The following is a 19,054-nucleotide window of genomic DNA, read 5'->3' on the forward strand; positions in this document are numbered from 1 at the left end:
ATGGATTATTGGCTCACCCTCCGAAGCTTGTTGAGGCTCAACATCGGCATTACGCCGAGGGCCGTGAAAAACCAGCTCAAGGTCCCGCTCCTGGTGGCGAATAACCGGCCGGCCCTCGAGCTTTTTTCGTCGCGCATGTCCAAGTCGCTGGGCGCGAACGGCCTGCAAACCCTGGGGACGGATTGCCTGGGCGTCGTTCAATGGCCCTACGTCAGCAAACGATGGGATGCCGAGGAACGGCTGAGTGCCATCGCCTCCCATTACGAAGTGGTGACCAAGAGCTGCCCGAAACTGGTGTTGTCGGGGCGCAATCAAAGCCTGACCGTGGCCGACTTGTCCGAGTGGGCGGCGGATTGCTCCCTGGTGCTGGACCGTCCGAAATGGTTCATGCGCGAAGGGGAGTTGGTGCTGAACCTGTTTCAGGCTGACCTGCGAATTGCCTCGCTGGCCTTCACGCTGCGTCACAGTGATGCCGGCGTCGGCCTGTTCATCGGTGCCGTCCAGGGCATTCACAAAGGCGTGGACAGTGACACGTCCCTGACCATCTACCGTGATCTGACCAAGGCGTTCGAAGGCCTGCGCCCGAGAAGCCTGCTGATCGAAGTCATCAAACACATGGCGGTCAGGCTCGGCGTCGACAAGCTCTACGCCGTGACGGATGAGTTTCGTCATCATCGTCACCCGTATTTTGGCGCGGAAAAATCTCAGGAACTGGCGGCCAACTACGACGTGATCTGGTTGGAACACGGGGCGACGCCGTCCGAGCACGAAGACTTTTTCGAGATTCCCCTGGCGCCGTCCATCAAGCCGCTCGAAACCATTGCCGCGAAAAAACGCGCCATGTACCGCCGACGTTATGAGTTGCTGGAGAGCACGTTCAAGAAAGTCGACAACCTGTTGATCGGCAGCGGCGCAGCGATTCCCGCCACGCAGGATGATGCCGCCGATATACGTGCTGGCGGGGCAACGCCCACCGCCGTCACCACCCCCAACGATCTTTAAGTCCGGTCCCTATGCGCATCGCCTACTTCATCAATCAATACCCCAAGGTCAGTCATAGCTTTATTCGTCGCGAGATTCTGGCGTTGGAACGCCAGGGCTTCGAAGTGCAGCGCATTGCCTTGCGTGGCTGGGACGGCGAGTTGGTGGATGCCGAGGACATGTCCGAACGCGACAAGACCCGCTACGTGCTGGAGGGCGGAGTCAAAGAGCTGTTGTTGCCAATGCTGCGGGTATTGCGGGCGACGCCGGGACGTTTTTTTTCGACGCTGTGGCTGGCATTGCGCATGGGCCGGCGCGCTGATCGCTCCTGGCCGTACCATCTGATTTATCTGGCCGAGGCGTGCCGTCTGCTGCCGTGGTTGCAGGCATTCGGCGCCGAGCATGTGCATGCGCATTTCGGCACCAACTCCACTGAAGTGGTGATGCTCGCCAACGCGCTTGGCGGGCCCGCGTACAGCTTCACCGTGCACGGTCCGGAAGAGTTCGACAAACCGCAGTTCATTCATCTGGGCGAGAAAGTCCGGCGCGCGGCGTTTGTCGCGGCCATCAGTTCCTATGGCCGCAGCCAGCTGTTTCGCTGGGTCGATCATGGGCACTGGGCAAAGGTGAAGATCGTCCATTGTGGGTTGGAGCGAGCGTTTCACGATGTGCCGGCGACGCCGGTGCCGTCCGTGCCACGGTTGGTTTGTGTCGGGCGCTTGTGCGAGCAAAAAGGCCAGTTGTTGTTGCTCGAGGCCGCTCGAATCCTTGCGGCGAAAGGTGTGGCTTTCGAAATCGTGCTGGCCGGCGATGGCGAAATGCGCGAACAGATCGAAACCCTGATTGCCCGGCATGGCTTGCAGGCACAGGTCCGGATTACCGGCTGGATCAGCAGCGAGCAGGTGCGCGCGGAAATCCTCGCGGCGCGGGCCCTGGTGTTGCCGAGTTTCGCCGAAGGCTTGCCGGTGGTCATCATGGAAGCCATGGCATTGCGCCGCCCCGTCCTGACGACTTATGTGGCAGGCATTCCCGAGTTGGTCCGGCAGGGTGAGAACGGCTGGCTGTTTCCCGCTGGCACCGTGGAGGAACTGGCGGCGGCGCTGGAGGACTGCCTGGCGCAACCTGTCGAAGTGTTGCAGCGAATGGGCGAGGCGGCGTATCAACGGGTGCTGGAGCGGCACGACATCGATACCGAAGCGGCCAAACTGGCTGATTTATTCAAGGCGCAAGCATGATCACATTACTGGGCTGGTTGTTCAGCGTCGTGTTGGTACTCATCGTACTGCCGGTGTTGGTGCTGTTTGTTCAGGTGTTGCTGGCCTGTCTGCCTGCGCGGTCGCAACGGACCCCGCAGGGCCCGCGACCACGGGTGGCAGTGCTGGTGCCAGCGCACAATGAATCCTCGGTGATCATTGCGACGATCAACAGCATTCGCCAGCAACTGCTGGAGGGCGATCGTCTGGTGGTGGTGGCGGACAATTGTTCCGACGACACGGCGGCGGTAGCCCGCGCGGCTGGCGCCGAGGTGGTAGAACGCAGCAATGACGAACTGCGCGGCAAAGGTTATGCGCTGGAGTTCGGCACGCGCCATCTGGCGGGCGATGCGCCGGACGTCATGATCGTCATCGATGCCGATTGCCAGTTGGGGGAGGGCACGCTTTCGCGCCTGGCCTTGCGCTGCATCGATTCCGGGCGGCCGACCCAAGCACTGGATCTGATGCACGCGCCAGCCGGTGCCGGGTTGAAAGTCCAACTGGCCGAATTTGCCTGGTGTGTGAAAAACCGGGTGCGACCGCGAGGCTGGACGTGGCTGGGTTTGCCCTGCCCGCTGATGGGCACGGGAATGGCTTTTGTCTGGAAGGACCTCGCGTTGATCGAGTTGGCCAGCGGCCATATCGTCGAAGACCTGAAGATGGGGCTGGATTTCTGCCGCGCCGGCAAGCCGCCGCTGTTTTGTCCCGATGCGCTGGTGACCAGTTATTTCCCGCGCAGTGACGAAGGCCTGGCCAGTCAGCGCACGCGCTGGGAGCATGGTCATCTGGGGGTCATCCTCGGGGATGCGCCAAAGTTGTTCGTGGAATCGTTCCGCCGGCGTAACTGGAGCCTGCTGGCGATGACCCTTGATTTGTGGGTGCCGCCCTTGGCCCTGCTGACGCTGATCCTGGCCGCGGGGTTCATCCTGTCATGGCTGATTCTGCTGCTCGGTGGCCCTTCGGCACCGGCGGTCATTTCTACCGCCGGGATGGCCATCCTGGGTGTGACGATCCTGCTGGCCTGGAGCCAATTCGGTCGCGCAATCATCTCGTTTTCAACATTGATGTATGCACCGTTCTACGCGCTGAAGAAAATCCCTCTGTATCTGGGGTTTCTGCTCAAGCGCCAGGTCGAGTGGGTGCGCTCGAAACGGGATGATCATTGATGAGCGCGTTGACCTGGCTGCGCCGTTGGCAAACGATCGTCCAGAAACTGCGGGTGGTCAGCGATTCTGCTGACGAACAGGCATTGATTGAAGCGTTGTCCAGAACGGAAGCGGCAACCGTTGTTGGATTCGTCAATGCCCACGCCATGAACCTGGTGAGCGCTAACGCCGACTATTACGACGCACTGTCGGCGGCGGACGTGTTACTACGCGATGGTTCCGGCATGGCCATCCTGTTTCGCCGGCTCGGCCGGGAACCCGGGCTGAACATGAACGGCACCGATCTGATCCCGAAATTACTGGCCGCCTTCAAGGGGCGGCGCGTGGCGTTCTGGGGAACGGAAGAGCCGTACCTTAGCAACGCGGTGCAGCACAGCGAAGCGACGTTCGCGGTTGATGTCGTCTCCGCCCACCATGGTTTCGACCCGGTGGAAACCTACTTGAACCTGGCCCGGCAATATCAACCGGAACTGGTGGTGCTGGGGATGGGCATGCCCAAGCAGGAAGCCGTCGCGGCAAGGCTGGCGGCCAGCGGCGAGCCTTGTCTGGTGGTCTGCGGCGGGGCGATCCTCGACTTTCTCGGCGGCAAGGTTAATCGCGCTCCACAGTGGATTCGCCGTCTCGGCTGTGAGTGGGTGTTCCGCTTGGCCAGTGAGCCGAAACGACTGTTCACTCGCTACGTGGTGGGCAATCCGATGTTCCTGTTGCGCACGTTGATCTGTAAAAAATCCTGACAGGGCAGGCGCCCCAAAAACACCTCTGAAATATCTTGCAAAACTCTCGGCCAAGATCTTTACTCAGCCTAGGTCATCGACTTGGCGGGTGTATTAAAGATTTTTTCTTCACAAGGATTATTGACGGCTTAATGGCGTCAGAAAGTCTTGATTCCAGGGAGGGAGTTGCGAGTTTTTCGCAAGAAGGAAAGCGTGGCACGCATTCAAGTGAAGTGGCGAACCCTACAGATACCTAAGTTACGGTTTGCCGTGGAATTTGAAGAAAGTGCATCATCGTCGAGCGCTCATGTCCGGTATTTAGTTTGTTGATTTTCAAACTCAGATGAACTTACTTGGCGTGTGTTGATAAATAAATGAAAGAGCAGATCGTCACAATATTGCGCAAGCTAATATCGCCATCAATGCGATTCGAGCTCCGGAAAGCTCTCGCCTGGTTGTGGGATATTGGCACGCGAGCCTGTTTCTGGCGCTGGGAAATTGTCAGGTTCAAACTGCGCGAAGACAGTGCATATGACATTCTTTATGCCGGCAGAAAAAAACAACGGGAATTTGTGAAAGTTCTGCTGGGCGGTCAAGCTCAAGGGAACGAAACCCGGCTGAAACTGCAAAAGTCTGATCACACTGTACTGGTCAGCGATATACCGACATTGGGCGCTTTATACGTGCCTCAATACCTGAGCGCGGTGGTGCCGCTCAGCAGATCGATTGACGAGATCACAGCGAAATACAACGCCGAATTACGTCGCAACCTGCGCAAGAACCGCACACGCTATCGGCTCAAACAAGCGTTGAACGATGACGAAATCGAAATTGCCGACCGGGACATGCTTCAGCCATATGCCCGGGCGAGACACGGTTCGGCGGCCTCGCAAATTGCCACGCAAGAGGTGCAACGGGTAGCGAAAACGGCCGGGCGACTCGATCTGGTGTTGCTGGAAGATGAGGTCGTTGCCTGCCACCTTGGCTGCGTCGTTACCCGTGCCGGGAAACGCTACTGGAGCACCGTGCGGTTCGGCTACCCGGACACGGTATTTTCAGACAATAAAAAGTTGCGTGAAATCAACTCGATCACCACCTTTATGGCACTTGAGTGGGCGATTGAGAATGGATTCGATTATTACGATATCGGCACTTGCCTGGCCCGCCCGGATGACGGGCTTCTGGAATGGAAGAGAAGGCGCGGTGGCGATGTTGATACCCTCGGCAACTATGGCTATTTGTTTATTCAATTGCCAAAAGTCGGGGCGGCTCGGTTTCTTTGGGAAACACCTCTTTTTGCTGTCGAAGGCAAAAAGTTAACACTTCATCTGGGCGTGCCGGACGGTCCGAGTGACGAGGAAGTTGCCAACCGTTACCGCGAAATGGGTTTCGGCGGTTTGTTCAAGATATATATCCATTGCGCGAGAACACCGGGAGACGCACTCCTCGATACCTTGCGGAGCCGATACAGCCACTTGAAGTCTCCCCCTGTGCTGGAAAGTATCGTATCCACATGAACCAGTTGCTGATTGAAAACAGTAACTTGGTGTCGTCGTGTTTGAAGGGGTGGATGTATGTCGGGATTTAACGCATTGACCAGTGGCAGCCCCTTGAAGTGGAGTCTTGCGGCGTATAAACACCTGTTCAAGACCCGTGTCACACGCAAGCCGTCGTTACCTCTCCAGAGTCTGGCGGTCAAAACCTGGGAGATCGCGCCGGGCTCGAGCGCCATAGCCCCGCCGGCGTTCTTCCTGCCCAATCAGCTCGAGCGTGTGACGGGCTGGGAAGAGGCGCTTTTTTTTCCCAACGAGCACCCGCGTCGCACCATGGAAGGCACCGGGCCCGTTGAGCATGGGCCGACCCTTGGTTTTCTGTTGAAAGATGTCTGGATGATCGATGGCGCCCTTTACAAAGGCAATGCCAAATCCTGGCTGACGCCGGGTGCCGGACGATTTCCGGGGATCCGCGTGGAACACGAAATCGATCGCGGTGCGCTGTATTGCACGATGGGCGGCAACAAATGGTTTGGCTCCTGGTTGATGGATGATTGCCTGACCTATCGGCTGGCTTGTGACGAAGGCGTTCCCGTGACGACGGCGCCATTTGCCGACAATACTTCTGTCGCCCGAAACGGCATCTTGCACGCCCCCGGTTATGAGCGATGGCTGGACATGAGTCCCGTTCGTTTGCGCAATGCATTTTTCCGTGAGCTGGTGATCTTCGATGACCTCAGCCAGAACCTGAACAAGCACCTGCGTTTCCGGGCGATGGGTGAACGATTGCTGGCGCACGTCAGTGTCAATGCTCACCCGGGTGTGTTCATTCTGCGGGGTGGCACGGGTGAATTGCGCCGGTTACGCAATGAAATGGAAGTGGCCGAACGCCTGCGTGATCGTCGGGGGTTTCGCATTCTTGATCCGGCAAAGTCCGATGTTCCGACCATCGTGGCGGCCTGCGCCGGGGCGAAAACCGTGGTGGGTATCGAGGGCAGTCATCTGATCCATGGGGTGAACGTGCTGCCGCCAGGTGGTTCGCTGCTGGTGTTGCAGCCGCCCACTCGTTTTCTCTGCTTCTTCAAATACCTGACGGATCGTGATCACCAGAAATTCGGTTTTGTGGTCGGTATACCTGAAGGTGATGGTTTCAGAATCGACCCGGATGAGGTTGAGCGTACGCTGGATCTTTTTCCATTGTCATGAGCTGGGGTTAGGTGTTTGTGGGAGCCGGTTTGCTGGCGATGATTATGTATCGAGGGTGTACATATCCATTCCTGCGGTAACGGCCACTTATGGTTTCGCCCTTACGGCGAGTCACTTGGAGAAGCGGAACGCCGCCCGGCGCCAAGTAACCAAGCGCTCTTGCCCCTTTCGTTCGGTGCCTCGCTAAGGCTCGGCATGCCCTCGTTCCGGTCCTGCTCCGTGGGCCCGCCGCCATCGGCCATCCATGGCCGGGGGCGGCTAACCCGGCATCCATGCCGGGTTGCCCACTGCGCAGAACCTCCACTCGGTCTCTCGAGGGGGCGACCACCGCCACAGCCGCCGAGGCGGCCTGATAGCCGACCTGGCTCTCCGCTTGACCGCATTCCCCCTGTGGGAGCGAGCCTGCTCGCGATGGACGTCAACGATGACGCGGGTTGTCTGATCGCACGCGGTGTCCGGGCATTTTTCGCGAGCAGGCTCGCTCCTACAGGGCATCGGGTTTTCTGATCGAGCGAATTCCACTGTGGGAGCTGGCTTGCCAGCGATGGACGCCAACGATGACGCGGACTGTCTGAATGAACGCGGTGTGTTGGCGTTTTTCGCGAGCAGGCTCGCTCCCACAGGGGATTGGCGTACTGCCTTTGATTTTCACCACTCTTCAGGTCGAGCGTTAGCTCGCCTTTCGCTTTTGATCTGGCTTTTGAGGTGCACGCCCCTCGAGAGGCCGAGTGGAGGTTCTGCGCAGTGGGCAACCCGGCATGGATGCCGGGTTAGCCGCCCCCGGCCATGGATGGCCGATGGCGGCGGGCCCACGGAGCAGGACCGGAGCGAGGGCATGGCGAGCATTAGCGAGCCACCGAACGAAAGGGGCAAGAGCGTTTTGGTTACTTTTCGCCGGGCCGCGCAGGTTTTTCAAAAGTGACTCGCCGTAAGGGCGAAACCAATATCCGCCGTTACCGCAGAACCGGATATGTACTCCATCCAAAGCCTAATAAGCATGCTTCCCGGAAAACGCAAAAACCGTACGCACAAGAATCACAAAGTCGAGCCAGAGCGACCAGTTGTTGATGTACTCGATATCCGAATCAACCCGCCGAATCATCTGGTCAATCTCCCTCGTCTCACCGCGCAAACCCCGCACCTGAGCCAGGCCTGTAATGCCCGGTTTAATGTTGTGGCGCGCAAAGTAACCCGAGACGTCAGGCGAATACTGCACATCGTGTTGAATCGCGTGCGGTCGAGGCCCCACCAGCGACATTTCCCCCATCAACACGTTAAACAGCTGCGGCAGTTCATCCAGGCTGGTCCGCCGGATAAACGCGCCAACCCGAGTGACCCGTGGATCATTCTTCTGCGCCTGTTTAACCACACCGTCCGCCGGTTGATGGGTCACCATGCTGCGGAATTTCCAGATGCGGAAGGACTCACCACTCCAGCCCATGCGCTCCTGACGGAAGAAGATAGGCCCCGGGCTGTCGAGCTTGATGGCGATGGCCACAGCCAACAGGAAGGGCGTCGCAAACACCAGGATCAGGAACGCCAGGACCTTGTCTTCAAGGTTCTTCAGAAACAGGCGCATCCCCATCAGCGGGGTTTCCGACAGGGTCAGCACAGGAATGCCGGCAATTTCACGAACGCTGTGGTTGATCAGGCGCAACGAGAAAATATCAGGGACCCAGTTCACCGAAATGTGTTTATCGAACAGCTTCAGATAAACATCCTGGATAACCTCTGACCCGCCCAGAGGCGTAACGAAGTACACGGTGCGGATGGCGTGTTTGACCACCAGTTCATCGAGGTGGGAGATATCCCCGAGTATCGGCAGGCGATGCTTGCCGTCCGCCGGCTCCTTGCCGCGGTCGTCGTCCGCACCAATCAACACGCTGCCGACAATGCGCTCGCCCAGCCAGGGGTTATTGCTGATTTTCTTGTACAGGTAACTGGCGAGTTCGCCCGAACCGATGATCAGCGCATTTTCCAGTTGCGTCGGATGAGCCAGAAACTTCTTTTGCATTTCCCGGGTGGCTAGGTGCAACAGCAACTGGGCGAAGTAGCCAAGCACAAACAGCTCGCCCATCAACAAGCGCGAATACACCTCGCTTTGCTTGGTCAGGAACGCCATGGCTACCAGAAAACCAAAGGTGGCCGTCCATGCTTTCAGCAGCTTGAAAGCCTTGACGGTAAAGCCGACGTTGCTGCGGTAAATGGCATAGTGGTCGTAGACGACAGCCAGGGCCCCGAGCAGCAACAGGAGCATGATGACGTAGTCTTGCGAGATGAAACCGATGTGATAGTTGATCAAGAACCAGGCGACGCCGGTGACCGCAACGCAATCGAGACCGGCTTGAACGACGACACTGCTACTGCTTCTACGCTGGAGAACGGAACGGGTACTGTTAGGCTCAAAAATCATGCTTGGACCTCATTTGCTTTCCTTCGCGCTCGATAATGACGAAATGCAGGTCAATCAACCCTCCCGCGATAGCCCTGGCGTCACCGCAAGCCACTCATACTCATCACACGTCATCCATCGCCGAAATCTTCGGATCAGGGTAGATGGAGACGTGTGCTATCACTTTAGCAGTACTGCGTGATCATTCACTGTATTGCAGCGGTTTGATACAACATCCTTGTCAAAAAATGAAGCCCGTCACGCCGTGCGACGAGTAAAAATCAAACTCAGGCCAGCATCGACAACAAACCTCCCTGGCGATCCAGTCTGGCCAGGTCGTCGAACCCTCCGACATGGGTGTCGCCGATAAAAATCTGCGGCACGCTTCGACGCCCGCTACGGCTGAGCATCTCCTGGAATTTCCCCGGTTCGGACTGAACGTTTATTTCCCGGGCGGTGACACCCCGGCTGGCCAGCAACGCCTTGGCGTTGCGGCAATAAGGACAGGTGTCGGTGGTGTAGAGCGTCACGGTATTCATCAGCTGTACTCCTTGATGGAAGGTCTCGTTCAAGCATCGATGGCAGGGAAGTCGATGTCGGTCAGGGCCACGTTGTTGAGGTAGTTGGTCAAGGTTTGCGAGGCCACATGGGCGATCACTTCAACGATTTTCGCGTCGTCGATGCCGGCAGCCCGTGCCGCGTCAATCTGCTCGCTGCTCAGGTGGCCGCGGCTTTCGGTGATCTGACGGGCGAGGGTGGCAAAGGCATTGAGTTGGCCGTTGCGGGCGTCGAGGATGTCTTGGGACGATAATCCGGCCTTGCCGGCAAACAACGTGTGGGCGGCCAGGCAGTAGTCGCAGCCGTTGACCTGGGACGTGGCGAGGAAGATCGCCTCTTTTTCCGTGGCGCTCAGCGAGGTTTTACCGAGGGTCGCCGATTGTTGCAGATAGGACGTCAGCACCGCCGGTGCGTGGGCCAGGGTCTTGAACACGTTGGGCAGAAAGCCGATTTTTTTCTGCACGCCTTCCAGCAGCGGGCGGGTAGCGTCAGTGGCGAGTTCGAGGCTCAGGGTATTGATGCGGCTCATGGTGATTCTCCGTAGATGTCGGCGCGGTATGCGCTGGGTACGGGGTCCATGCTAATGACCAGGGCTGGTCTATTGGCGGCAAATCGTCGAGGATATGCGACAGATCGTCCAGATTTGTTCCCGGGAGCGCCTTCATGGATCGTTTATCCACCTTGCTCAGTCATTTCGGCGTCAGTGCCGGCACCTTCCACAGCGGCACGTTCTGCGGCACCACGGCGTTTGACGGCGAGCAGGCCTGCGGGCACCTGCATCTGCTTCGCGCCGGTGAGCTGACGCTCAAACTGGCCGATGAGCGTGACCTCCAGCTCAACAAGCCCACGCTGATCTTCTTCCCCAGGCCCTACCGTCATCGCCTGTTTGCCGCCGACGCGTCCGACACCCAGCTGGTGTGCGCCTCACTTGATTTCGATGGGGGCGCGGGCAATGCGCTGGCGGCGGCCTTGCCCGATTACCTGGTGCTGGACCTGGAAGAGGCGCCGACCCTGGCGGGCACGCTTGACTGGTTGTTCAACGAAGCCTTCGACGGTATTTGCGGGCGGGAAGCGATGATGGACCGCCTGTTCGAAGTGCTGGTGATCCAGTTGCTGCGGCATATCCTGACCAACCGCGAACAAAGCCCCGGTCTGATGGCCGGGCTCGCCGATCCACGGCTGGCGCGCGCCTTGAGCCTGATGCACGACACACCCGCCAAGGCCTGGACCGTGGCCGAGTTGTCGGCGGCGGCCAACATGTCCAGGGCAAGTTTTGCCGAACACTTTCGCCAGGTGGTGGGGCAGACGCCGGTGGATTACCTGGTGAGCTGGCGCGTCAGCCTGGCGCAGAAACGCTTGCGTGAAGGCAAGTCGATTGCCCTGATTGCCGATGAAGTCGGCTACGAAAGCCCTTCGGCACTGGCCCGGGCGTTTCGCCGCAAGACCGGGGTCAGTCCGCGGGAATGGGGGCGTCGGTAGTCCACGGCCGCGATCTGTAGGAGCGAGCGAGCTCCTACAGGGGGATTGTGTTTTTCCAGTGGTATCGGCGTTGTGAATGCATCCGACCAGACACCCGAAAACCTGTAGGAGCTGGCTTGCCAGCGATGAGGCCCGTTAAATCAACGCAACATTCAAGGCCCAATCGCCGGCAAGCCGGCTCCTACAAAATCGGCGGTGTCACGAAACCAGTGACTGCAGCTTTTTCATGATCCCGACGCTTGGGTCGGCGTTTTTGACTGCGCTGGATTGTTCGCTGTCGGATCCGTCCGTCACGATGCCCGCGAGGATTTCAGCCAGGTTGTGGAAGTGTCCGGTTTTCTTCTCGGCGGGGTCCAGGCTCGAGCTCTGGTTCAGCGCCGCTTCCAGCGACAGATGCTGGGACAGCCACTCGGGCGTGGCTTTTTCTTCGGGGCTCATGTTGTCCATGAAATCCAGGGCGGCGCGGGCCCGGCCGTAAGGGTCGTTGAGAAACGGGTCTTTCCAGTTTTTTTCCTGATCCGCCGGGCCGCTGTAGTAACCGGTGGCGAGGCGCCCTTGCTGGCGCATCAAGGCTTGTGCCGAAGCTTGTTCCTCAGCGGTGAAAGCACCGCCCTGATTGGTCGCGACGGCATTCAGCGAGCGTCGATCGAGATCGCCCATCAGCCCGTTCCGGTCTTCATCGCTACCGGTGTACGGTTTGCCGCTGGCTTTCATCTGCGCGTACTTTTCATCCATGCGCTTGCGGGCGTCGGTGGCCACTTCGGCAAACGTCTTGTCCTTGGAACTGGAGACCGCGCCCGGCTTGGAGGCGCCGAGGACGAGGGCGTCGGCGTTCATGCCCGCACGCACCGGGAAGAACGGCGCGTTGCCGGCAATCGAATTGCTGTAGGCGGTCGAGGTGCTGGACAGGCTCACCGAATCTTCATTCGGCGTCTTGGCCGGATCGTCCTGAGCCACCCGTTGTTGCTCAGTCTGAGCCGCAGCCTTCGCCTCGACGGCAGAGGTGTAGGCCGACATTGCCGCATTCGTTGAGTTCGAAGTTGAAGCCGTGATCATTGTTCTTCCTTGGCGAGAGAGGCTCGCAGATGGCCGCAGTGGGACGCTTTGTGTCGGACAAGATACGCACTATTTGTGAACCTATCATTCATACATACGTATCAAGACAACTGCCGCATCAACGGGTAGGTGACAGCGCGCCGCTGGCCAGGGTCCGATCCACCAGGCGAAGGCTGTTGCGTCCGCCGCGCTTGGATTCATAGAGCGCGGTGTCGCCTTGCTCGATCAAGGCCGCCAGACTCGCCGGCGGCTGGTCGAACAGGTTGGCGCCGATGCTCAAGGTGACCGGTTCAGGTGTAGCGAATGCCTGTGAAGCCGCCTGGTGAAACCGATCCCGCAAGACGTTGCCCAGCCCGACGATTCGCTCACTCGACGCATCATTCAGCAGGATGACGAACTCGTCACCGCCCAGCCGAGCGGCCAGCGCGCCGTTGGGCAACACCGAACGAATCATCTCGCTCAGCGAAATCAGCAGCCGGTCACCGGCGGTGTGGCCGTAGAGGTCGTTGACCAGTTTGAAGTTGTCGATGTCGATCAGCAGCAGCGCGCCCGGTCGCGTGCCGGAGACGTCCTCCAGCAGGCGCGGCGCCCGCACTTCGAGGGCGCGGCGGTTGTACAGGGCAGTCAACGGATCGCGCGCCGCCAGCCGTTCGATCCGTTTCTCTCGCCGGTAGCGCTCGGTGCCGGTCATCGAGAGCGCGATCAGCATGATCGCCATCGCACCCTCGACCAGCGAAATCTGGATGATCTCGCCGCGAAAGGCCGCCAGATCGATCAGCGTACCCGGCACCACCACCGATATCGCCTTGATGAGATAAAACAGTCCGTGGGTCAGCAGCACATAACGCAACTGCACCGCGCCCACGCTCAATGACCGGCCATGGGGACGCAGGAGGAAGCTGGCCCTGAGCGTCGGCAGGGCGACCAGCAGCGAATTGGCCACCAGCATGAGCTTCGACCACGACGGTTCGTCCGGCAGCAACAGCATGGCCAGCCAGGCGACGAAAATCAGGTACCAGGCACGCGACAGGCGCACTTGGGTAAACCGCGCGACGCCCAGCAGGAACAGAAAGTGCGCCGTCACTAACAGGCCGTTGGCGAACCAGATGCCGATCAGCAATAGACCGCTGATGCGCAGCAGGGCGAGGGTCGAACCCACGGTGATGGTGGCAAACCCTGCGCTCCAGAACAGCAGCGAAGGTTCGCGAATGCTGCGCCACTCGATCGCCAGATACAGCGCGGCTGCCGCTGCGAGGGCGATAGAGAGGGTCAACATCGTTGGAGGGTCGAGCGCCATAGCCGAACTGGTTTGCCTGATCTGTGGGAGAGGGCTGTGATTGTAAGCGTTCGAGGCTGTTTTTCGCAGGGCCCGTATATCGCGCTGTCGATTTCCCGGTGGCTGGTTCGACTAGGGTTAAGGGATGCGCCTGATCGTCGGTGTTCACCCTGGCGCACTCGGTCACCACGCCGGCGGGTGTTGTGATCAGCCGCTACGAGCGCCGCGGCAAAGTGCGTACGGGAACATTCGAAGACGTTTAGCAGGAAAACCCGCACATTCTTTTGGAGAACAAAAATGCTCAGCAAAAACACGATTTGCCTGTGGTACGACGGCAGCGCGCTGGACGCCGCGACGTTCTACGCCGAAACATTTCCGGACAGCGCCGTGAACGCTGTCCACCGTGCCCCCAGTGACTATCCGTCGGGCAAGAAGGGCGATGTCCTGACGGTGGAATTCACGGTGATGGGCATCCCGTGTCTCGGTCTGAACGGCGGGCCGCAGGTCAAGCACAACGAGGCCTTTTCGTTCCAGGTGGCGACTGACGATCAGGCCGAGACGGACCGCTTGTGGAACGCGATTGTGGGGAACGGCGGTAGGGAAAACGTCTGCGGCTGGTGCCAGGACAAGTGGGGATTGTCCTGGCAGATCACCCCGCGGGTGCTCTCGGCGGCGATCAGTGATCCCGATCCCGCCGCGGCCAAGCGTGCCTTTGAGGCGATGATGCAGATGGGCAAGATCGACGTCGCGAAGATTGAAGCGGCGCTGAAGGGCTAGCCAAGCTTCACAAACCACGAGGGTGAATTTCACCCTCGTGCTGCCGCAGGCACCCCGGCTTCCTTTTCTCCCGACGCAATATCGTGCAGGGAAATCTTCGAGGTCTCGGGCAACGCCAGGCCACCCGCCAACGCCAGCACGGCAATGGCAATCAGGTAATACGCCGGCGAGAGATTGCTGCCGGTGGTGCTGATCAGCCAGGTCGCCATCAGCGGTGCGGTGCCGCCGAACAGGGTGTAGGCCATGTTGTAGGTGATCGCCGACGCGGTGTAGCGAGTGCGGGTCGGGAAGGTTTCCGAGAGCAGCACGGCGGTCACCACGTTACATAACACGGCGCCAATCGCCAGGAGCATGACGCCGACGATGGAGGCCGCGAACGAGCCGGAGCTGGCCATCATGAACGATGGATACACCGCCACGATCAACAGCGCGCAGGCGGTCATCACCGTCTTCCGGCGGCCGACCCGGTCCGAATACAAACCGGCCAGCGGGCACATCAAGGCGGCGAAGATCAGCGCGATCAGCGACACCAGCAACGCCGTCGCACGACTCAGGCCGCCGGCGACCTGCAAGTAGGTCGCGAAGTAGGTGGTGAACATGTAGAACGACAGCGCCGTCAACGAAATGAACGCACCCAGGTAGCAGATCGCCGAGCCATGGTTGCGCAGGGTTTCCTTGAGCGGGGAGTGCGCGACGGCATGTTGTTCGGTCACGGCCTGGAACGCCGGGGTTTCATCGAGCTTCCAGCGCAGGTAAAGACCGACCAGGCCCAGCGGCGCGGCAATCAAAAACGGCAGGCGCCAGCCCCAGCTGCCCATGGCTTCGGCCGACAATGACGCCTCGAGTGCGTAAGCCACCACGGCTGCCGAGGCAAACGCGGCAAAGGTCGACACCGGAATGAAACTGCCATACCACGCCCTCTTGTCGCTGGGCGCGTGTTCCATCAGGTACGCGCAGGCACCGGCATATTCGCCGCCGGCGGAAAAACCCTGGGCGCAGCGGATCAGGCTCAGCAACACCGGCGCCGCGACACCAATGGCGGCGTAGGTCGGCAACAAGCCAATCAGCGTCGTCGCACCCGCCATCAGCAGGATGGTCATTGCGAGTGTGCGCTTGCGACCGATGCGGTCACCGAGCATGCCGAAGAACAGCCCGCCCAGTGGCCGAAACGCAAAGGCCACGGCGAACACCGCAAAGGTTTTCAGCAACGCCACGCTGGCATCGCCGCTGGGGAAGAATTGCTGGGCGATGGTCGTCGCCAGGAAGCCGTAGACGGCGAAGTCAAACCACTCGACGAAATTGCCGATGCCGGCGGCGACAATCACTTTTCTCAGGGTTTGCGGGCTGACCTGCTCTGTCGCGGCGCTTGTCATGCGGAACCTCGATGTCTCATGGGTTAGCGTTCGATTATCGCGGCAGCGGCTGAAACGTCTCAGCCCAAAAGTGTCGTCCGCATAGTCAGGACCGACGGGCGGACCGTGCAGCTGACGTCGTCGACGAGAGGGGATGACCTGTCTATTACAAGTGTCGCCTGCGGGGGAGGGCGACAGTTTTATGGGAGACACGTGTTACATCTGCAGCGACTTGTGCTGTCCCCGAGCAGCAGTCGATACATTTGGTAAAAATACGTTTTTATCCATGTAATACATGGGCTTGGCTAAAAAATTCAGCACCGGTTCAAAGTGCCCGAAGCTTTTTTCTGCGCATGGCACCTGAATTGCTTTATCACTTGCATCCAGTCCCCGGCCACATGGCCATCGATCAATAAAAACAATAATGTCAGGAGAACCCAATGAGTGACTTTTCTCGCCGCAATTTTCTCAAAACGGCCTCACTCGCCTCTGCTGCCGTAGCCGCCGCCGGGCTTGGTCTGTACAGCGGCAAGAGCCAGGCCGCCGAGTTCAAATTGAAATTTGCCAACAACATGCCCATCACCCATCCGATGAATGTGCGTGCCCGGGAAATGGCCAAGGCCATTCGGGAAGAAACCAACGGCGCGGTACAGATCCAGATTTTCCCCAGCAGCCAGCTCGGCAGCGATACCGACACCCTCGCTCAGGTTCGCTCCGGCGCGGTGGACATGTTTGCCCTGTCGCCGGTGATCCTCGGCACGCTGGTGCCGTCGGTGCAGATCAGCGCAATCGGTTTTGCCTTCAACAATTACGAGCAGGTGTGGAATGCCATGGACGGCGAGCTGGGTGCCCATGTGCGCGCCGAGATCGCCAAGACCGAAACGCTGTTTGCATTCGAGAAAATCTGGGACAACGGCTTTCGGGTGACCACGACCAGCAGCCGTCCGATCGTCACGCCCGATGATCTGAAGAGCATGAAGCTGCGCGTACCGCCCAGCCCTATCATCATGTCCATCTTCCGCGCCTTCGACGCTGCGCCCACCAGCATCAACTTTTCCGAGGTGTATTCGGCGCTCCAGACCCGCATCGTGGAAGGCCAGGAAAACCCGCTCACCCTGGTCTCGTCGGCGAAGCTGTACGAAGTGCAAAAGTATTGCTCCCTGACCAACCACGTCTGGGACGGGTTCTGGATGCTGGGCAACAGTGCTTCGTTCAAACGCTTGCCTGCGGACCTGCATGCGGTGGTCAGCAAGCACATCAATGCGGCCGTGGTTGCTCAGCGTGATGACCTGGCCAAGTTGCAGAGCAGCATCCGCGACACGCTCAAAGAGAAAGGCCTCGACCTGGTGGAGTCCGCGCCGGAACCTTTCCGCCAGCGGCTGCAAAGCGCCAACTACTACGCCGAGTGGCATGAAAAGTTCGGTGATGCCGCCTGGACCATTCTCGAAAAATACGCCGGGAAACTCGCATGATGAGCGCGCCAGCGGCACTGGCCTCCACTAGCACCATGCGTCTGCCGGCCCGGGCGCTTGTCTGTCTGAACAGAGGGTCCATGCATGTGGTCGGGGCGATCACGGTGGCCCTGATGGTGATCGAAACCTGCGTGCTGCTGGCGGGCGTGATCTCCCGCTACGTGATGCACAGCCCGTTGATCTGGGCCGACGAACTGGCTTCTTCGCTGTTCATCTGGCTGGCCATGTTCGGTGCGGTGCTGGCCCTGGACCGCGGCGAACACATGCGCATGTCGGCGCTGGTCAACAAGCTGCCCGAGGCCTGGCGTGGTTTCTGTGAAACGCTGTCGGCGCTGGTGGTGTGCCTGTTCGTGGTGATGATCATCTCGCCGGCGATGCAGCACTCCCACGAGCAGATGTCGATCACCACCCCGGCGCTGGGCATCCCGGACGGCTTGCGTGCGGCGGCCCTGCCGGTCGGCGCGGTCCTGATGCTGTTGGCGGCGGTGTCGCGCATGGCGCGGTTTTCCACGGTGCGCCAGTTCATGGCCGGGGTCGGCGTGGTGACGCTGGTGGCCGCTGTGTTGTGGTTCAGCCAGCCGTTGCTGGTGGGGATCGGCAACTACAACCTGATCGTGTTCTTCCTGGCGTTGCTGGGTGCCTGTGTGTTCGGCGGCATTCCTATCGCCTTCGCGTTTGGTACGGCCACCATGGCTTACCTGGCCTTGGTCACCCATGCGCCGTTGTCGATTGTCGTCGGCCGAATGGACGAGGGCATGTCCCACATGGTGCTGCTGGCGGTGCCACTGTTCGTCATGCTGGGCGTTGTGCTGCAACTGTCCGGCATGGCGCGCACGCTGATCGACTTCATGGCCTCGTTGCTCGGCCATGTGCGCGGTGGCTTGCAGTACGTTTTGCTGGGGGCGATGTTTCTGGTGTCGGGGATCTCGGGTTCCAAGGTCGCCGACATGGCTGCGGTGGCACCGGCGCTGTTCCCTGAAATGAAGAAACGCGGTTCCGAGCCCGAAGAGCTGGCCGCGTTGCTGGCGGCCACCGGGGCGATGACCGAGACCATTCCACCGAGCCTGGTGCTGATTACGATCGGTGCGGTGTGCAGCGTGTCAATCACGGCGCTGTTCATCGGCGGCCTGATGCCGGCGGTGGTTGCCACCGTGGTCATCGCGCTGGTGTGCTGGTGGCGCTCCCGCAAGGAAGCGATGCCTACGGTCAAACGCGCGCCGCTGTCGGTTATCGGTCGTACCTTCCTGATTGCCTTGCCGGCGCTGGCGCTGCCATTGCTGATCCGCGTGGCGGTGCTCGAAGGCGCGGCTACCGCGACCGAAGTGTCCACCATCGGTGTGGCTTATGTGGTGATGGTCGGGCTGGTGATGCACCTGTTCATGCGCCACATCGAGTTCAAAAAGGTCTACCCGATGATGCTTGAGGCGGCGGCCTTGTCCGGGGCCATCCTGCTGATTATCGGTATGGCATCGGCCATGGCCTGGGCCCTGACCCAATCGGGTTTTTCGGCCGCACTGGTGGACCTGATCAGCGAGATTCCTGGCGGCTCCATCGGCTTCCTGATCGTCACCATCATCGTCTTCGTGGTGCTGGGCAGCGTGCTGGAGGGTATTCCGGCGATCGTGCTGTTCGGCCCGCTGATGTTCCCGCTGGCGGAAATGCTCGGTATCCATCCCGTGCACTACGCCATGGTGGTGATCCTGGCGATGGGCATCGGCCTGTTCGCACCACCGCTGGGTGTCGGTTTCTACGCGGCCTGCGCGATCAGCAAGGTGTCGTCCGATCACGTCATTCGACGGGTCTGGGGCTACCTCGCCGCACTGATCGTGGCGCTGATCATCGTCGCCTGTTTCCCATGGATTTCCATCGGTTTCCTCTAA

General features: G+C 59.8%; 16 protein-coding genes. 10 read left to right on the forward strand and 6 right to left on the reverse strand.

The annotated features are described in order from the left end of the window. From ACF6ZU_RS23680 to ACF6ZU_RS23705, 6 genes are all read left to right on the forward strand, one after another. The gene (locus ACF6ZU_RS23680; RefSeq protein ID WP_392887521.1) at nucleotides 1-1,002 is read left to right on the forward strand and encodes a DUF535 family protein; all 1,002 of its coding nucleotides are present in this window, start codon (nucleotides 1-3) and stop codon (nucleotides 1,000-1,002) included. An 11-nt stretch (nucleotides 1,003-1,013) separates the two neighbouring features. Further along, a complete protein-coding gene (locus tag ACF6ZU_RS23685; RefSeq protein WP_392887523.1) occupies nucleotides 1,014-2,216 on the forward strand; it encodes a glycosyltransferase in 1,203 nt (400 codons plus the stop codon). Continuing rightward, nucleotides 2,213-3,400: a glycosyltransferase family 2 protein gene (locus ACF6ZU_RS23690; protein ID WP_392887525.1), complete on the forward strand. Its 1,188-nt coding sequence runs from the start codon at nucleotides 2,213-2,215 to the stop codon at nucleotides 3,398-3,400. The genes ACF6ZU_RS23685 and ACF6ZU_RS23690 overlap by 4 nt, the downstream gene beginning before the upstream one ends. Continuing rightward, the gene (locus tag ACF6ZU_RS23695) at nucleotides 3,400-4,134 is read left to right on the forward strand and encodes a WecB/TagA/CpsF family glycosyltransferase (RefSeq protein ID WP_392887527.1); all 735 of its coding nucleotides are present in this window, start codon (nucleotides 3,400-3,402) and stop codon (nucleotides 4,132-4,134) included. The genes ACF6ZU_RS23690 and ACF6ZU_RS23695 overlap by 1 nt, the downstream gene beginning before the upstream one ends. A gap of 353 nt (nucleotides 4,135-4,487) precedes the next feature. Then, nucleotides 4,488-5,630 (forward strand): hypothetical protein, encoded by a 1,143-nt coding sequence (locus tag ACF6ZU_RS23700; RefSeq protein ID WP_392887529.1) that lies wholly within the window; start codon nucleotides 4,488-4,490, stop codon nucleotides 5,628-5,630. 57 nt (nucleotides 5,631-5,687) lie between these two features. Next, nucleotides 5,688-6,812, forward strand: a complete 1,125-nt coding sequence (locus tag ACF6ZU_RS23705) for a glycosyltransferase 61 family protein (RefSeq protein ID WP_392887531.1) — start codon at nucleotides 5,688-5,690, stop codon at nucleotides 6,810-6,812. Between the two features lie 988 nt (nucleotides 6,813-7,800). On the opposite strand, the gene ACF6ZU_RS23710 is transcribed toward ACF6ZU_RS23705, so the two are convergent. The 3 genes from ACF6ZU_RS23710 to ACF6ZU_RS23720 form a co-directional block, all read right to left on the reverse strand. Continuing rightward, nucleotides 7,801-9,225, reverse strand: a complete 1,425-nt coding sequence (locus ACF6ZU_RS23710; protein ID WP_392887534.1) for an undecaprenyl-phosphate glucose phosphotransferase — start codon at nucleotides 9,223-9,225, stop codon at nucleotides 7,801-7,803. A gap of 266 nt (nucleotides 9,226-9,491) precedes the next feature. Next, on the reverse strand, nucleotides 9,492-9,743 hold the full coding sequence (gene grxC, locus ACF6ZU_RS23715) for a glutaredoxin 3 (protein ID WP_392887537.1): 252 nt from the start codon (nucleotides 9,741-9,743) through the stop codon (nucleotides 9,492-9,494). A 29-nt stretch (nucleotides 9,744-9,772) separates the two neighbouring features. Continuing rightward, entirely contained in the window at nucleotides 9,773-10,291 is a 519-nt protein-coding gene (locus ACF6ZU_RS23720; protein ID WP_392887539.1) for a carboxymuconolactone decarboxylase family protein, read from the reverse strand. A gap of 134 nt (nucleotides 10,292-10,425) precedes the next feature. Between ACF6ZU_RS23720 and ACF6ZU_RS23725 the strand changes: the two genes are divergently transcribed. Further along, a complete protein-coding gene (locus ACF6ZU_RS23725; protein ID WP_392887541.1) occupies nucleotides 10,426-11,241 on the forward strand; it encodes a cupin domain-containing protein in 816 nt (271 codons plus the stop codon). A 198-nt stretch (nucleotides 11,242-11,439) separates the two neighbouring features. On the opposite strand, the gene ACF6ZU_RS23730 is transcribed toward ACF6ZU_RS23725, so the two are convergent. Together ACF6ZU_RS23730 and ACF6ZU_RS23735 are read right to left on the reverse strand one after the other, a co-directional pair. Further along, complete coding sequence (locus tag ACF6ZU_RS23730) at nucleotides 11,440-12,258, reverse strand: hypothetical protein (protein WP_392887543.1); 819 nt, start codon at nucleotides 12,256-12,258, stop codon at nucleotides 11,440-11,442. 157 nt (nucleotides 12,259-12,415) lie between these two features. Continuing rightward, nucleotides 12,416-13,594 (reverse strand): GGDEF domain-containing protein, encoded by a 1,179-nt coding sequence (locus tag ACF6ZU_RS23735; protein WP_392887545.1) that lies wholly within the window; start codon nucleotides 13,592-13,594, stop codon nucleotides 12,416-12,418. A gap of 276 nt (nucleotides 13,595-13,870) precedes the next feature. Here ACF6ZU_RS23735 and ACF6ZU_RS23740 point away from each other — a divergent pair, with 276 nt between their 5' ends. Next, nucleotides 13,871-14,350: a VOC family protein gene (locus ACF6ZU_RS23740; RefSeq protein WP_392887546.1), complete on the forward strand. Its 480-nt coding sequence runs from the start codon at nucleotides 13,871-13,873 to the stop codon at nucleotides 14,348-14,350. 29 nt (nucleotides 14,351-14,379) lie between these two features. On the opposite strand, the gene ACF6ZU_RS23745 is transcribed toward ACF6ZU_RS23740, so the two are convergent. Next, nucleotides 14,380-15,723: an MFS transporter gene (locus ACF6ZU_RS23745; RefSeq protein ID WP_392887547.1), complete on the reverse strand. Its 1,344-nt coding sequence runs from the start codon at nucleotides 15,721-15,723 to the stop codon at nucleotides 14,380-14,382. A 419-nt stretch (nucleotides 15,724-16,142) separates the two neighbouring features. Here ACF6ZU_RS23745 and ACF6ZU_RS23750 point away from each other — a divergent pair, with 419 nt between their 5' ends. Both ACF6ZU_RS23750 and ACF6ZU_RS23755 read left to right on the forward strand, forming a co-directional pair. Continuing rightward, complete coding sequence (locus ACF6ZU_RS23750; RefSeq protein WP_392887549.1) at nucleotides 16,143-17,174, forward strand: TRAP transporter substrate-binding protein; 1,032 nt, start codon at nucleotides 16,143-16,145, stop codon at nucleotides 17,172-17,174. Continuing rightward, a complete protein-coding gene (locus tag ACF6ZU_RS23755; protein WP_392887551.1) occupies nucleotides 17,171-19,054 on the forward strand; it encodes a TRAP transporter large permease subunit in 1,884 nt (627 codons plus the stop codon). Before ACF6ZU_RS23750 ends, ACF6ZU_RS23755 begins: the two co-directional genes overlap by 4 nt.

The sequence above is a fragment of the Pseudomonas migulae genome, from assembly GCF_043225285.1.
Taxonomy (GTDB): domain Bacteria; phylum Pseudomonadota; class Gammaproteobacteria; order Pseudomonadales; family Pseudomonadaceae; genus Aquipseudomonas; species Aquipseudomonas migulae_C.

What these genes read in the sequence shown, in the direction of transcription:
- ACF6ZU_RS23680 (WP_392887521.1), top strand. Translation starts at nt 1, where the DNA reads ATGGATTATTGGCTCACCCTCCGAAGCTTGTTGAGGCTCAACATCGGC.
- ACF6ZU_RS23685 (WP_392887523.1), top strand. Translation starts at nt 1,014, where the DNA reads ATGCGCATCGCCTACTTCATCAATCAATACCCCAAGGTCAGTCATAGC.
- ACF6ZU_RS23690 (WP_392887525.1), top strand. Translation starts at nt 2,213, where the DNA reads ATGATCACATTACTGGGCTGGTTGTTCAGCGTCGTGTTGGTACTCATC.
- ACF6ZU_RS23695 (WP_392887527.1), top strand. Translation starts at nt 3,400, where the DNA reads ATGAGCGCGTTGACCTGGCTGCGCCGTTGGCAAACGATCGTCCAGAAA.
- ACF6ZU_RS23700 (WP_392887529.1), top strand. Translation starts at nt 4,488, where the DNA reads ATGAAAGAGCAGATCGTCACAATATTGCGCAAGCTAATATCGCCATCA.
- ACF6ZU_RS23705 (WP_392887531.1), top strand. Translation starts at nt 5,688, where the DNA reads ATGTCGGGATTTAACGCATTGACCAGTGGCAGCCCCTTGAAGTGGAGT.
- ACF6ZU_RS23710 (WP_392887534.1), bottom strand. Translation starts at nt 9,225, where the DNA reads ATGATTTTTGAGCCTAACAGTACCCGTTCCGTTCTCCAGCGTAGAAGC.
- grxC (WP_392887537.1), bottom strand. Translation starts at nt 9,743, where the DNA reads ATGAATACCGTGACGCTCTACACCACCGACACCTGTCCTTATTGCCGC.
- ACF6ZU_RS23720 (WP_392887539.1), bottom strand. Translation starts at nt 10,291, where the DNA reads ATGAGCCGCATCAATACCCTGAGCCTCGAACTCGCCACTGACGCTACC.
- ACF6ZU_RS23725 (WP_392887541.1), top strand. Translation starts at nt 10,426, where the DNA reads ATGGATCGTTTATCCACCTTGCTCAGTCATTTCGGCGTCAGTGCCGGC.
- ACF6ZU_RS23730 (WP_392887543.1), bottom strand. Translation starts at nt 12,258, where the DNA reads ATGTCGGCCTACACCTCTGCCGTCGAGGCGAAGGCTGCGGCTCAGACT.
- ACF6ZU_RS23735 (WP_392887545.1), bottom strand. Translation starts at nt 13,594, where the DNA reads ATGGCGCTCGACCCTCCAACGATGTTGACCCTCTCTATCGCCCTCGCA.
- ACF6ZU_RS23740 (WP_392887546.1), top strand. Translation starts at nt 13,871, where the DNA reads ATGCTCAGCAAAAACACGATTTGCCTGTGGTACGACGGCAGCGCGCTG.
- ACF6ZU_RS23745 (WP_392887547.1), bottom strand. Translation starts at nt 15,723, where the DNA reads ATGACAAGCGCCGCGACAGAGCAGGTCAGCCCGCAAACCCTGAGAAAA.
- ACF6ZU_RS23750 (WP_392887549.1), top strand. Translation starts at nt 16,143, where the DNA reads ATGAGTGACTTTTCTCGCCGCAATTTTCTCAAAACGGCCTCACTCGCC.
- ACF6ZU_RS23755 (WP_392887551.1), top strand. Translation starts at nt 17,171, where the DNA reads ATGATGAGCGCGCCAGCGGCACTGGCCTCCACTAGCACCATGCGTCTG.